The sequence below is a fragment of the Ruegeria sp. CDSC081 genome, from assembly GCF_059610485.1.
In genome coordinates this window covers 351,122-365,425 of record NZ_JBXWNS010000001.1, presented here as the reverse complement: position 1 = coordinate 365,425, position 14,304 = coordinate 351,122, and the positions used below count along the sequence as shown (strand labels likewise).

Here is a 14,304-nt window from a genome sequence, read left to right as displayed (position 1 = left end):
CGTCATTCACGATGAAATGAGCGAAATTAAGCATAACACCCATGCGGCATCTGCCGTTTCGGACTATACACTGCACAAAACAGTGGTGCTTGTAGGTATGATGGGGGCCGGAAAGACCGCCGTAGGCCGCGCATTGGCCGCTCGGTTGAGGGTTCCTTTCCTCGATAGCGATGCCGAAATCGAATCAGCGGCCAACATGACCATCCCCGAGATATTCGAGCGTGATGGCGAAGCCTTTTTTCGCAGCAAGGAAAGCCAGGTCATCGGGCGGCTTTTGGTCGAGGAAAAAGGTATCCTTTCTACTGGCGGCGGTGCCTTTATGACTGAACAAAACCGCGACATGATCACTCAACGCGGGGTGTCCGTTTGGTTGCGCGCCGATTTGGGTGTGTTGTGGAACCGCGTTCGCCACAAGGATACGCGCCCGCTTTTGCGCACCGAAAATCCGTTTGCGACCCTTCGTGCATTGTACGATCAGCGTGTTCCGATCTATGAACGCGCCGATCTGGCGGTTTCGTCCGACGGGGATGTCTCGATTGAAGATATGGTAGAGCGTGTCGTCAAAGCTCTGATGACGCGACCTGATGTTTTGGAACGGAAATAGATGCACCAAACCGTACATGTTGAGCTTGGGGATCGGTCCTATGATGTTGAGATCGGCCCCGATCTGCTGACGCAGGCCGGTCAGCGCATAGCGCCTTTGCTACCGCGACCCAAAGTAGCGGTTCTGACCGATGAAAACGTGGCGAGCCTGCATCTTGACGCGTTGCGGGATGGGTTGGCCAGCGCAGGGATCGAAATGTCCGCATTGGCGCTGCCCGCGGGCGAAGCGACCAAAAGCTGGCCGCATTTTGAGCGTGCGGTCGAATGGTTGTTAGCCGAGAAAATCGAGCGGCGTGACGTGGTGGTTGCGCTCGGAGGTGGGGTTATAGGTGATCTCGCCGGATTTGCCGCGGCCGTTTTGCGCCGGGGCGTACGGTTTGTTCAGATACCAACTTCGCTGCTTGCGCAGGTCGACAGTTCGGTCGGCGGCAAAACCGGGATCAACGCACCGCAGGGCAAGAACCTGATTGGCGCATTTCATCAACCCTCACTGGTGCTGGCGGATACTTCGGTTCTGGGCACAATGACCGACAGGGATTTCCTGTCCGGTTATGGTGAGGTCGTAAAATACGGGCTGTTGGGGGATGCGGCATTCTTTGAATGGCTCGAGGGCCATGGCCCCGATGTCTCGGGCGGGGATATGGCCGCGCGGGTTCGGGCCGTCACCCGATCCGTTCAGATGAAAGCCGACATCGTCGCTCGTGATGAGACCGAACAGGGGGATCGCGCCCTGCTGAATCTCGGGCATACGTTCTGTCATGCGCTTGAGGCTGCGACCGGGTATTCTGATCGTTTGCTGCATGGAGAAGGCGTTGCGATTGGATGCGCACTGGCATTCGAACTGTCGGCGCGACTTGGTTTATGTTCGCAAGAGGACCCAAGCCGGGTTCGGGCACATCTGCGTGCGATGGGCATGAAAACCGACATTTCCGATATCCACGGGGATTTGCCCGACGCCGAAGCGCTGGTCGAGCTGATGGCGCAGGACAAGAAGGTTATCGATGGCCAGCTGCGTTTCATTCTGGCCCGAGGCATCGGGCAGGCATTTGTCACGTCGGATGTTCCGCGGGATGCGGTTTTGAGTGTCCTCAAGGACGCGCTGGGTTGATCAACGTCCGCGAATGATCATTAACTCGCCAATATTTTCACGGGTAATATAGCCGACCATCTGATCTGACCGCGTGCAGACGGCAACTGCGGGGGCACCCCCGTGGAACTGTTTCAGAACCGCTTCCAATCCGCTGCTCAGGGTCACTGTCGGGATATCCTCGACCATGATTGAACTGGCCAATTCTGACCGGGGAATATCTTTGGCGAGGGCAGCAAACAGCCGGTCGCGCGTGACAAAGCCCTGCAGTTTCCCTGTTGCATCCAACAATGGAAATTCATGCTGAGTGGTGTGAATAACTGCTTGAGCGGCGGTCGCAAGCGTGTCGCTTGGCGATAGGGCGTGAAACTCGGTGATCATGGCGTCGCGGGCCAGAACCTGACGCGCCACTGATCGCATTGCGACGTCCTGGCTTTCTGCATTGGCGGCAACGAATACAAAAACCGCGATCAAAACCAACAACGGATTGCCTGTGCTTAGCCCCAGAAACCCCAATCCTACCGCCACTATCTGACCGGCAAATGCGGCAATGCGCGTGGCCTTGACCCGATCCATCCTCAGGCAGAGCAGTGCGCGAAAAACGCGTCCACCATCCATCGGGAATGCGGGGATGAGATTAAAGGCAGCCAGAAGAAGGTTCACATAGGCGAGGCGGTTCAAAAGCCCGGTCTCGGGTGAATCAATATTGGCGAGTGTTTCAAATGGCATTCCTGCGCCCAAAAAGACGAGGATGATCCAGATGATGACGTTTACCGCAGGACCGGCCAAAGCCACCGATACCTCTTGCATGGGGTTCTCTGGCATCCGTTCCAATCGGGCAAGACCGCCGATCGGCAATAAAGTAATGTCCGGAGTTTTTATGCCATAGCGCCGCGCCATCAGCGCGTGACCAAACTCATGCGCGACCACACATGCAAAAAGGGCAAGCACGAAAATCAGATTCCCGATCGCGGCCTGCATCCCTCCGGTAGAATAGGCAGCGAATCCAACCCATGCCAACAAGAGGAAAAAGGTGACATGGACCTTCAGTTCCGACCCCAATAGTCGGCCGAGCGAGAAGGACCATGTCATGATGTGTCTCCGGTGTGCTTAGAACGGAATCTCGTCGTCGTCTATTCCACCAGATGCGGGTGCCGGGGCGCTGGATTGTCCGCCATAGGGGTCCCCATAGCCACCACCTGCCTGGCCGCCACCGTAACCGCCGGATTGACCACCGCCACCGCCGCCGCCTTCTCCACGCGCATCCAGCAAAGTCAGCTCGCCGCGATAGGGGCGCAAAACCACCTCAGTGCTATAGCGGTCCTGACCGGACTGATCCTGCCACTTGCGGGTTTCCAGCTGACCTTCGATATAAACTTTGCTGCCCTTGCGCAGATATTGCTCGGCAATGCGGGCCAATGGTTCTGAAAAAATCGCGACCGAGTGCCATTCTGTCCGCTCGCGGCGTTCGCCGGTGTTGCGGTCTTTCCAGGTCTCGGAAGTGGCGATGCGCAGATTGCAGACCTTGCCACCGTTCTGGAACGACCGTACCTCGGGATCGCGCCCCAGATTTCCCACCAGAATGACCTTGTTGACAGAACCCGCCATGTATTTCCCCGTTCTTAACTGACTTGAGTGCGCCCGAATCTGGCGCTGTGTATTTCTGAGACCCTATACGCCCTGAACCATGGTTGGAACATGGATCATGAGAAATGAACTGGTCGGGAGTTTGCACAGAGAAAATTTACCATGCTTTCATTATTGGCTGAAATACATATACTCACTCGGGTTCGTGACAGTGCGGGACAGGCATTAATGCGTTTCAGATTTGGTTTTTTATCGGTTCTATGCTTTGCGTTGACCTGTGGACTCGCTGCGGCGGATACGCTGTCTACCAAAAGCCGTAAGGACATCTTTCTGAAGCAATCCAAATATTTGGACGGCCGTGCGGCCACCCAGTACCGCGATTCAGATCGGTTGAAACCTAAGACGCCTCAACCACAATTCAGTAAGCGATATTCCGGCAACTATCGGGGTGAGTACCTGACGATGGCGCGGCAAGCGGCTCGTAAACACGATGTTCCCGAAGAGCTGTTCCTGCGCCTTGTTCAGCAGGAAAGTGGATGGAATCCGCATGCCGTGTCACATAAAGGCGCGTTGGGTCTGGCCCAGTTGATGCCCGGGACCGCGCAATTATTGGGCGTGAACCCGCGCGACCCGAAACAGAATCTTGAAGGTGGGGCCCGGTATTTGTCCTGGCAATACCGCAAGTTCAAATCCTGGCGGCTTGCGCTGGCCGCCTATAATGCCGGACCTCAGGCTGTTGAAAAACACGGTGGCGTACCACCCTACAAGGAAACCCAGAATTACGTGAAGGTGATTTGGGGCGGTTAGGCCGCCCGATGAATTGCCGGATCAACAGGTGATGCGGCTTGGCCAAATCAGCGCGTTCAGTGACTGGCTGCTCGAGGTCGTGTCGCTTAATTAGGGCGCCGGAACCACCTTACCGACGCCCTTGTTGCGTACCCAATCCCATTACTCAGCGGCGATTTTTATGACGGGTTCCATACGTGCCAGGATGTCGTCTGCCAGATGGCATTTGACCTGATGACCGTCTGCCAGGGTTTTCACGGGTGGGACATCTCTTTCGCAAAGACCGTTGGGGACTTCGGATTTCCAGCGACAGCGGGTCTGAAACGGACAGCCAGGAGGCGGGTTCATCGCTGATGGGATGTCGCCTTCCAAGACGATGTGCTGCTTCTCGACCGATGTATCGGCGATGGGGACCGCGCTCAGCAGGGCTTCTGTATAGGGGTGATAGGGCGGCGCAAACACTTGATCAGTGGTGCCCAGCTCGACCACATGGCCCAGATACATCACCATCACCCGGTCGCTGAGATAGCGCACGATCGACAGGTCGTGGCTGATGAACAGCAGTGTGGTTTTGTGCTCGCGTTGGATCTCCATCAGCAGGTCGGTTACCGCCGCCTGCACCGATACATCCAGCGCCGAGACCGGCTCATCCGCCACCACGATCCGCGCATCCCCGGCAAAGGCGCGGGCGATACCTACACGTTGTTTCTGACCACCCGATAGCTGTCGCGGCATCCGCTCGGCAAAGGCGCGGGGCAGTTTCACCAAGTCCAACAGTTCGAGCATCCGCTTCTTGCGCTCGGCCTCGGACTTACCGACGCCAAAGATTTCCAGAGCGCGGATGATCTGACGGCCCACGGTCATCGAAGGATTCAATGTGTCGAATGGATTCTGGAACACCATCTGAACCTCGCCCACCGTCTTGGCGTCGCGCTCTTCGATGGGCACGTCCTGGATATTGCGGTTGTCCAGCAGGATCTGCCCGTCCGTGGCCGTCTCCAACCCCATAAGAACTTTGGCAAAGGTGGATTTGCCGCAGCCTGATTCGCCCACTATGGCGAGTGTCTCGGATTCATGCGCCTCAAAGCTCAGCGTTTCGTTGGCTTTGACTACCTTCGCTTCGCCGCCGCCGAACAGTGCATTTGCCGCAACCTCATAGTATTTCTTGAGATTTTCCATCTTTAGAACAACGCGGCCAATCTCACCTTTTTCCTTTTGCTCGGCCAGAGTGATGGGCGCGTTCCAGTCGATCTCCTGAAATTTCAGACAGCGGGTATGATGCCGGTCATTGCCTGGCACGGCCTCCATCAGAATGTTCTGCGCGTCACAGCGACCTTCCTCGAAATAGTCGCAGCGTGGGCCAAAGTTGCAGCCCGGAGGGCGCTCATGGGGCAGGGGGAAATTGCCCGGAATGGCCACCAGCGGGCGCGCGTTCTTGTCCGCACCCGGCAGTGGAATCGACCGGAAGAGCGCCTGCGTATAGGGGTGCTGCATTTCGTCGAACACATCCTTGATCGAGCCGCGCTCGACCGCTTCGCCGGAATACATCACGCACAGCCGGTCGCAGGTTTCCAGCACCAGCCCCAGATTGTGGCTGATGAACAGCATAGAGGTGCCGTATTTCTTGCCCAGATCCTTGACCAGCTCGACCACCGCGGCCTCGACGGTCACGTCAAGCGCGGTGGTGGGCTCGTCCAGGATCAGCAACGATGGCTTGGACATCAGCGCCATCGCGATCACGATGCGCTGTTGCTGGCCTCCCGACAGCTGGTGGGGGAAAGAATTCAGCATCCGTTCAGGGTCGGGCAGGCGTACATCGGTGACCACTTCCAGCGCACGGGCATAGGCCTCGTCCTTGCTGACGCCCTCGTGGATCATCGGTACTTCCATCAGCTGCCGACCGATCTTCATCGCGGGGTTCAGGCTGGCCATAGGTTCCTGATAGATCATGGCTATTTCATTGCCGCGAATATCGCGCAGTTCTTCGGCCGTCATCTCGGATAGGTCACGACCCTTGAACTTGATGGATCCGCCAACAACACGCCCGTTCTTGCCCAGATCCTGCATCACGCCCAACGCAACGGTGGATTTCCCGCACCCCGATTCCCCAACCAGCCCCACAGCTTCACCAGGCTGCACGCTGACCGAAAAATCCATCACTGCAGGGATCTCGCGCAACCGCGTGAAAAACGAAATCGACAGCTTGTCGATCTCCAATATCGGGCCCTCATAGGACGCAAGTTTGGTCATCTGTGTTGCTCCTCACCAGATCCCGGGGATCCCCTTCATCTGGCCAAATATACCTCGGGGGTCCGGGGGCAGGGCCCCCGGCCGCTCATACATCAGTCCTTCAGACTTTCTTCGCGCAGGCCATCAGCCAACAGGTTCAACCCAAGAACCAGTGTCAACAGCGCCAGCGCAGGTGGCAGGGCAGGGTGCAGATAGATCGACAAGAGCTTGCGCCCTTCATTGATCGTCGACCCCCAATCGGGACTTTCGGGTGGTAGCCCGAGGCCAAAGAATCCCAAGGTTCCCAAAAGGATGGTCGTATAGCCAATGCGCAGACAGAAATCGACGATCAGCGGCCCGCGCGCATTGGGCAGGATTTCCCAAAGCATGATGTACCATGGACCTTCACCACGGGTTTGCGCTGCGGCAACATAATCGCGGGTTTTGATGTCCAACGCCAGGCCACGCACGATACGGAATACCGTGGGTGAGTTTACGAAAACCACCGAAACGAACACGACCAGAATGCCGCCGGGGATATTGAACAGGTCCAGATAGGTGGGCAGTCCCCAGATGTTGTAGCTGTTGGTTTCGATGATGTAGCCGTCTGTTGAAATCAGAGATAGATAGAGCCACATCGCGATGCCCAACACTCCGATCAGCAGAGGTGTGCGGAAATTGGGCCGCGTATAGAACCGCGAATTCAGCAGGACGCAAAGAAACAGGATCGGAAAGACGAACAACACAGCTGCCATATAGTTCGGCACACCGGTTGCCACGATCTCGGGCGTGACCAGCAGATAGAACAGCAGGATTACCGGGAAGGCCAGGATCAGGTTTGCCAGGAAGGACAGGAACGTGTCCAGACGTCCGCCATAAAACCCCGCAGGCAGGCCCAAAGTAATCCCGACCATGAAGGCAAATATGGTTGCCATCGGTGCGATCTGCACCACGATCCATGCCCCTTTGACCATCCGGCTGAACACATCGCGGGCCAGATTGTCCCCACCTAGCAGATACCAGGAATATGTTCCGTCCTCAGTGCTGGGCATTGGAGTTCCGGGCAACTTGTTCTTCATACCTGAAACTTGCGCCAGCGGATCATGCGTGACGATCAGGTCCAACGCACCAAAAATGCCGGTAAAGACCCAGAACATCACAAGGCCAAAACCGATCATGCCGATGGGGCTGTCGAACAGTTTGCCGTAAAGGCCCAGCTTGCGCTTGAAGGCGATCGACATTGCAAACAGGATGATCAGCGACATCCAGACAGGTAAAAACTGCCGAGAGATCGCTCCGATAATCCCGGCGCTTGTCCCCATCAAAATGCCAAGCACCACATATGCCAGACACAGCGCAACGCAGGCGAAAAAGCTGTATCTTAGCGCGATCTGCGTCAGGCCGCGCAGGCCGGTATCTGCATTGATTGTGCCGTCGATATTCACGACGACCGGCGTTTCGGGCAACACGATGCTGCCCAAGATCCAGACGATGATTGATACCCCTAGTGCAACCAGTGCGATCATCAGCAAGGGGTTCAGAATGGCGATAGAGCCGGTCCAGGTAAGTGGTTCCATGTTCTGTCCCTCCTTACGAAATTCGGATGCGTGGGTTGAGGTAGACATAGCCGATATCCGAGATCAGCTGCGTTACCAGCACCACAAAGACCGACACGACCGAAATCGCCAGCAGCAGCTGGATGTCGTTATTGCCTGCTGCCTGAACCAGCGCCCAGCCGAACCCTTTATAATTAAACAGGGTCTCGACGATCACCACGCCGTTCAGCAGCCAGGGAAACTGCAGCATGATGACTGTGAACGGTGCGATCAGCGCGTTGCGCAGCGCGTGCTTCATGACAATATTCGGGAAGGAAACGCCCTTAAGACGCGCGGTACGGATATACTGCGCCGTCATCACCTCGGTCATCGAGGCGCGGGTCATGCGGGCGATATAGCCCATCCCGTATAGCGCGATGGTCAGTACCGGTAGAAAGAAGTTCTCAAAGGTCGGGTTCTCCATCGCCTGTGTCGCGGTGCCTTTGAACCATTTCAGGCCAACGGCGGACGAAGTGAAGATCGCGATAAAGATCACGCCCGAGACATATTCAGGGGTCGCTGTCGTCGTGATGGCGAATGTTGAAAGGGTCCGGTCGGTGGCCGATCCTTCTTTCATACCCGCAAGCACCCCAAGGATCAGCGCCGAAGGGACCATCAGCAACATAACCCAAAGCATCAGCCGACCGGTTAGGGCCAACCGAGTGCCAACAACTTTCGAAACTTCCTCTTTGAAAACGGACGAGTATCCCCAGTATCCCTGCAGGATGCCGCAGAAACTTGGCGAGCTTTCTGCAGTTTCGCCGGGCAGGATACATCTTCCTTGCACACTACCGTCGTCGTTGGTGTGCCGATAGGATGGCAGCACGCCCAACCATTCGCCGTATTTGATCGGCGTCGGCTGCAGATACCCGTTTTTCAGCAGATAGCTTTCAACCTGTTCGTCGGACATACGAAAATTACCCTGCGTTTTCGCAAGCTTTTCGAGGTTTGGATACAGGTTGGTGAGGAAAAAGACCAAGAATGTCAGGCACAAAGCTGTGATGAGCATGATGCCGACACGCTTTAGAATGAATAGTCCCATATTAGCCCCTGTTGGTGGCCAGTGCAGGTGTCAAAAGCCCCACACTTCGCTGTTTTTTGGTCGCCACGATGCGGACGAAAAAGCCGCGCCCAATCGGCGCGGCTTGTATCTGTCGGCTTAGGAAAGAATGCCGAACTTATAGATTTGTGGCAGGTCGGCGATGTGCTTTTCAACCCCAACCATATTGTCCCGGTGGTGACGCATCGCCGTCCGCCAATAGGGTTGGATGGTCACGCCTTCTTCGATCATGATCGCCTGCAGCTTGGCCATGACTTCGCGACGTTTGTCGACATCCGCGATCGAGTTTGCCTCGGCCAGAAGCGCGTCGAACTCGTCATTGGCAAAACCAGCCTCGTTCCAGGCTACGCCCGATTTGTAGGCCAGCGCCAGAACCTGTGTGCCAAGCGGGCGGTGGTTCCAGTTGGTCGACGAGAAGGCGTATTTCGTCCAGTCGTTCCAGAAGGTCGAACCCGGAAGAACCGTATGACGTGCCTTGATGCCAGCATCGTTCAACTGAGCGACCACGGCCGCGGTCGTGTTGCGGCGCCAGTCGTCGTCGATGGACTGAACCTCATGCTCGAAGTCACCCATTCCGGCCTCGTCCATCAGCGCTTTGGCCGCTGCGGGATCAAAGGGCAGGCGGGTCACAGCCGAGTCATATTCCGGGTGCATCGGGCCAACATGGCAGTTGTCGGCAGGAATGCCGTATCCCGACATGCCCAGCTCCAGGCAGACGGCGTTGTCGACGGCCATGGCCAGGGCCTGCCGCACACGTTTGTCGGCGTAGATCTTGTTGCCGTCGGCATCTTCGGCCAGCTGGTTCGGGCGGATGACGATTGTAAAGCCCGATGGGATCTCGGACCGTGTCAGACCGATGCTGTCAAAGATGTCGACGAATTCGCCGACCGACTCCCAGTTCATGTCGATCTCTTCGGCCTCATAAGCAGCCAGGAAGGCCGCAGGGTCGGTGCCGTAGTCGATGAATTCGATCCGATCGATATAGCCACCCTTGCCCGCAGCATATCCCCACCAGTCGTGCTCTTCATTGCGGACCAGTACACCCTTTACGCCCACTTCGTGGCTTTCAGGGATCATGAAGCCAGTGCCAATCGGGTTGGCCAGCATATTGTTGGGATCGTGGCTGCTGTGCACGATGGCTGCGGGGTAGTCGGCCATACCAGGAATGATCGTGATATCGGGCGTGTTGCAGGTCAGCTTGACCGTGTGATCATCGACCACAGTGATTGCACCTTCACCCGCTTTCTGGGTTGCCTCGTCAACCAGGGATGACATGCGCGATGCCATCGAGTTCCCCTCGACTGCCGCGTCACACCACATTTCGATGTTGCGGGCGACATCCGCTGCGGTGAAGTCATCACCGTTGTTCCACTTGACGCCTTTGCGAACGTTCAGCGTGTGCTCAGTCGCGTCATCGTTGGATTCCCAGCTTTCCAGCAACATCGGCTTGAACGAACCGTCATTGTTGTATTCGACCAGATATTCCAGCCAGCCAGCCGTGAAGGTCGCAATTTGCGTCCAGTCATAAGTACGTGGATCTTTCAGGCCGCGCACTTCCATCTGATAGCGGATAGTTCCACCGCGCGGTGGCTCTTGTGCTTGTGCCGGAGACGCCAGGCCGATCATTCCATAGGCGGCGGGGACGGTAACCCCCAATGCCGTCACGCGCGCCAGAAACTCGCGGCGGCTTAGTTGCCCGTCGCGGTACTCTTGCGCGTGCATTTCCGCGGCACGATGGATCGGCGCTCCGGTAATGGTTTGGTGTTTCATTAATGTCTCTCCCTGTGACATCGATTTTGATGAAGTAGCTCTGAACCGCTCAGACCAGTTGGTGCCAGGCAGCAGGTTCGTGTGTTCTTTTTTGGATATGCAGCATCCCCATGGCGTCATTCGGCACCAGATTTCCCATGAGGTCAATGTCGGAAATCGTCATCAACTGCACAAAAGCGACATGTTGGGGCCGAAGTTTCCGTCATCGCGGATGCTTAATCTGTGCTCTAGGTAATTCAAATAAGTGACCGCCAATCAGATTCGATCACTTCGAATCTTCGGTTGGTGTCCTGAAAATGGGTTTGTAACGACCTTAAGTATCACTTTGATAAATCAGCGCGAATCCAGTTTTTCATGCGTGCGCGAAACCACGTGCGCTGACGTTTGGCAAATTGACGGGTCGAGATTGTGGCGCGCTCGCGCGCGTCATCCAGTGTGATACGGCCTTCAAGATAGGCTACCAACTCGGGAACGCCGATGGCCTTGAAAGACGGCAGCGAGGCGTCATACCGGTTTCGCATCGCCTCAACTTCTTCCAAAGCACCGCTTTTCAGCATCAGGTCAAACCGGCGTCTGATCCGATCCAATAGCCATTCTTTGTCGACATCAAACACAATGGGCACGGCGTCTTGCGGGTTCAGAACCGGAGGAGGGGTGTCAGCTTGCCAGTCCCGCAAGCTGCGCCCGGTGGCTTGCTGAACTTCCCACGCACGTTGAACGCGGGCCCGATTCCGGGTGTCAATCCCGGCCAGGGTTTTGGCATCGACCCCATCAATCAGTGTAGCTAGGTCCAGTTGATCCGCGGCAGCCCGAACTTTGGTCGGAGTCGCCGGGATATCGGCCATACCTTCGGTCAGGGCAGAAAAATACAAACCTGTACCGCCCACAATGATGGGGCGCTTTCCGCCGGACAGCAATGGCTTGACCTCGCGCAACCAGTGGCCAGTCGAATAGTTCTGATCATAAGGCACATGACCATAAAGCAGATGTGGCGCGCGGGCTTCTTCCTCGGCGGAGGGACGCGCCGAGATCACGCGCCAGCAATCATAAACCTGGCTTGCGTCTGCATTGACGATCACGCCGCCGAACGTTTCGGCGATCTTCAGCGCCAATGCTGATTTCCCCGATGCGGTGGGCCCGGCGATCAAGACGGGTTTGTCGTCAGGAATAGGGGGAAGGCGGTCCCAAAACTGCGTCATCTTGGCATTGGCCATTCAGGTTGCCTCATTCCTCATCATCCGCATTGAACCCGCGGAGCTTTTGCTTCATTTTGCGCCGGAATTAAACCCGTGCCAGCCCGGAGCGCAACATGACCCTTTCCCCCACAACCGACACTGTCGATACAACCAAGGCGAAATACAGCCGAGTGATGCTGAAGATTTCGGGCGAGGCGCTGATGGGAGATCAGGGTTTTGGCCTGCATCCGCCCACCGTTCAGCGCATCGCGCAAGAGGTGAAGTCAGTTCACGATCTAGGGGTCGAGATTTGTATGGTCATCGGTGGTGGCAACATCTTTCGCGGTCTCAGCGGTTCAGCTCAGGGGATGGAACGGACGACGGCGGATTACATGGGTATGCTGGCTACGGTAATGAATGCGCTTGGCATGCAATCGGCGCTTGAGGAGGTTGGCGTGTTTACTCGTGTGATCTCGGCCATTCGTATGGATGAGGTTTGCGAGCCTTACATCCGCCGCCGCGCTGTGCGGCATCTGGAAAAGAAACGGGTCTGCATCTTTGCCGCTGGAACAGGGAATCCGTATTTCACCACAGATACCGCAGCGACACTGCGCGCCAATGAGATGGCTTGCGAGGCGATCTTTATGGGTAAGAACGGCGTGGACGGTGTCTATGACAAAGACCCCAAAGAACATTCGGACGCGGTGCGTTATGACTCGGTCAGCTACGATGACGTGTTGGCAAAGCGGCTGAAAGTCATGGATGCATCGGCCATTGCGCTAGCGCGCGACAATAACCTGCCTCTGATCGTATTCGGATTGGATGAGCCGGGCGGTTTCCGCGGTATCCTGGCCGGTGAGGGAACCTACACAAAAGTTCAAGGCTGACACCCGAACGGTACTCATTTTCAAGGCTGGGCATGATTGCCCGGCTTTTTCTTTGGTTCAGGGCACAGTGTTCTTGACGATGGCAAAAGCTGTGGGCAATTTGTCGGCGTACTTGCGCGGCAAAGGCGCAGGTTCTGCGGGCACCTGAACGTGTCGGCTGGGCTGGAAGACCTGCCATGATTTCTGAGGGTTCCGAAATCATGCTCGGGCACCTCTTGGATAGGCAAGCATGATCAAGGAGGCACGTGCCATGAGCACTCTGGATATCAATTTCGTTCGGTCGCAGTTCCCAGCTTTTTCCGAACCCAGCCTACAGGGACAGGCATTTTTCGAAAATGCTGGTGGATCATATACTTGCAAGCCGGTGCTTGATCGTTTGACGCGCTATTACACCCAGCGCAAGGTTCAGCCCTATGCCCCCTATGATGCCAGCCGTCTGGCCGGAGAGGAAATGGACGAGGCCCGCGCCCGAATGGCTGCGATCATGGGTGTGGATGCAGATGAACTGAGCTTTGGCCCGTCGACCACGCAGAACACCTATGTTCTGGCGCAGGCATTCCGACAGTGGATGCAGCCGGGTGATGCGATTGTCGTGACAAATCAAGATCATGAAGCCAATTCGGGGCCTTGGCGCCGTCTTGCTGATGAAGGCATAGAGGTTCGCGAATGGCAGATAGACCCCGAATCCGGGTCTCTGAACCCGCAGGATCTTGAGGACATTCTGGACGAAAAGGTGCGTCTGGTCTGTTTTCCGCATTGTTCGAACGTGGTCGGGGAAATCAATCCGGTTACCGAGATAACTGCGATTGCACATGCGGCAGGCGCGTTTGTCTGCGTCGACGGTGTCTCTTACGCGCCGCATGGATTTCCGAATATCGGTGATCTGGGACCGGATATCTATCTGTTTTCGGCGTATAAAACCTATGGCCCTCATCAGGGATGCATGGTGATCCGCCGGGCATTGGGTGAGCTGTTGCCCAATCAGGGGCACTATTTCAACGGCGATGTTCTTTATCAACGCTTTACCCCTGCAGGGCCGGATCACGCACAGATCGCCGCCAGTGCGGGGATGGCGGATTACGTCGATCTTTTATGCGAACATCATGACGGACCCGGAACTGGTGCTGCAGCGCGGGGGGCGTTTGTCCACGACCTGATGCGCGGGCACGAGATCGCCCTGCTACAACCGGTTCTGGATGCGGTTAAAGATCGCAATGCAGTCCGTCTGATCGGAACCTCTGATGCCTCGCGGCGTGCGCCAACGGTCGCGCTGGCGCTGAACCGAAATGCTGAATCTGTTGCTGCCAGTCTTGCATCGCATGGGGTTATGGCCGGTGGCGGAGATTTCTATGCCGTGCGTCCTTTGCAGGCCATGGGTGTGGATCTGGATCAAGGTGTTTTGCGAGTCAGCTTTACGCATTACACATCGAAACGGGAAATTGATCAGCTTTTGAATGCGTTGGACGCTGTTTTGTGATCCAGTTCTGGCACTGCTGCGTAGAAAGGTAAACAATACGGAGCAGTC

The 14,304-nt window shown here is 56.4% G+C and carries 12 protein-coding genes; 5 read left to right on the top strand and 7 right to left on the bottom strand.

The window, feature by feature from the left end; translation table 11 throughout:
• Window positions 1-16: 16 nt before the first annotated feature.
• Window positions 17-604: a shikimate kinase gene (locus tag AC2FH9_RS01860; RefSeq protein ID WP_142634251.1), complete on the top strand. Its 588-nt coding sequence runs from the start codon at window positions 17-19 to the stop codon at window positions 602-604.
• Window positions 605-1,711: a 3-dehydroquinate synthase gene (gene aroB / locus AC2FH9_RS01855; protein ID WP_496695191.1), complete on the top strand. Its 1,107-nt coding sequence runs from the start codon at window positions 605-607 to the stop codon at window positions 1,709-1,711.
• Here the strand turns inward: aroB and AC2FH9_RS01850 are convergent, their stop codons facing one another.
• The gene (locus tag AC2FH9_RS01850; RefSeq protein WP_142634247.1) at window positions 1,712-2,782 is read right to left on the bottom strand and encodes a site-2 protease family protein; all 1,071 of its coding nucleotides are present in this window, start codon (window positions 2,780-2,782) and stop codon (window positions 1,712-1,714) included. It lies immediately after the preceding gene.
• 18 nt (window positions 2,783-2,800) lie between these two features.
• The gene (ssb, locus tag AC2FH9_RS01845) at window positions 2,801-3,298 is read right to left on the bottom strand and encodes a single-stranded DNA-binding protein (RefSeq protein ID WP_142634245.1); all 498 of its coding nucleotides are present in this window, start codon (window positions 3,296-3,298) and stop codon (window positions 2,801-2,803) included.
• Window positions 3,299-3,505: 207 nt separating this feature from the next.
• Between ssb and AC2FH9_RS01840 the strand changes: the two genes are divergently transcribed.
• The gene (locus AC2FH9_RS01840; protein WP_271946701.1) at window positions 3,506-4,084 is read left to right on the top strand and encodes a lytic transglycosylase domain-containing protein; all 579 of its coding nucleotides are present in this window, start codon (window positions 3,506-3,508) and stop codon (window positions 4,082-4,084) included.
• A 141-nt stretch (window positions 4,085-4,225) separates the two neighbouring features.
• Here the strand turns inward: AC2FH9_RS01840 and AC2FH9_RS01835 are convergent, their stop codons facing one another.
• From AC2FH9_RS01835 to miaA, 5 genes are all read right to left on the bottom strand, one after another.
• Window positions 4,226-6,313, bottom strand: coding sequence for a dipeptide ABC transporter ATP-binding protein (locus AC2FH9_RS01835; protein WP_496749061.1), 2,088 nt, complete (start codon window positions 6,311-6,313; stop codon window positions 4,226-4,228).
• A 92-nt stretch (window positions 6,314-6,405) separates the two neighbouring features.
• On the bottom strand, window positions 6,406-7,869 hold the full coding sequence (locus AC2FH9_RS01830) for an ABC transporter permease (RefSeq protein WP_142634239.1): 1,464 nt from the start codon (window positions 7,867-7,869) through the stop codon (window positions 6,406-6,408).
• A 13-nt stretch (window positions 7,870-7,882) separates the two neighbouring features.
• Window positions 7,883-8,929 (bottom strand): ABC transporter permease, encoded by a 1,047-nt coding sequence (locus tag AC2FH9_RS01825; protein WP_281972213.1) that lies wholly within the window; start codon window positions 8,927-8,929, stop codon window positions 7,883-7,885.
• A 117-nt stretch (window positions 8,930-9,046) separates the two neighbouring features.
• Window positions 9,047-10,717, bottom strand: coding sequence for an ABC transporter substrate-binding protein (locus AC2FH9_RS01820; protein ID WP_496690672.1), 1,671 nt, complete (start codon window positions 10,715-10,717; stop codon window positions 9,047-9,049).
• A 320-nt stretch (window positions 10,718-11,037) separates the two neighbouring features.
• The gene (gene miaA, locus AC2FH9_RS01815) at window positions 11,038-11,931 is read right to left on the bottom strand and encodes a tRNA (adenosine(37)-N6)-dimethylallyltransferase MiaA (protein WP_496870560.1); all 894 of its coding nucleotides are present in this window, start codon (window positions 11,929-11,931) and stop codon (window positions 11,038-11,040) included.
• A gap of 95 nt (window positions 11,932-12,026) precedes the next feature.
• Between miaA and pyrH the strand changes: the two genes are divergently transcribed.
• Together pyrH and AC2FH9_RS01805 are read left to right on the top strand one after the other, a co-directional pair.
• Complete coding sequence (gene pyrH / locus AC2FH9_RS01810) at window positions 12,027-12,779, top strand: UMP kinase (RefSeq protein ID WP_142634233.1); 753 nt, start codon at window positions 12,027-12,029, stop codon at window positions 12,777-12,779.
• Between the two features lie 250 nt (window positions 12,780-13,029).
• Window positions 13,030-14,256: an aminotransferase class V-fold PLP-dependent enzyme gene (locus tag AC2FH9_RS01805; RefSeq protein ID WP_496788676.1), complete on the top strand. Its 1,227-nt coding sequence runs from the start codon at window positions 13,030-13,032 to the stop codon at window positions 14,254-14,256.
• Window positions 14,257-14,304: the final 48 nt, after the last annotated feature.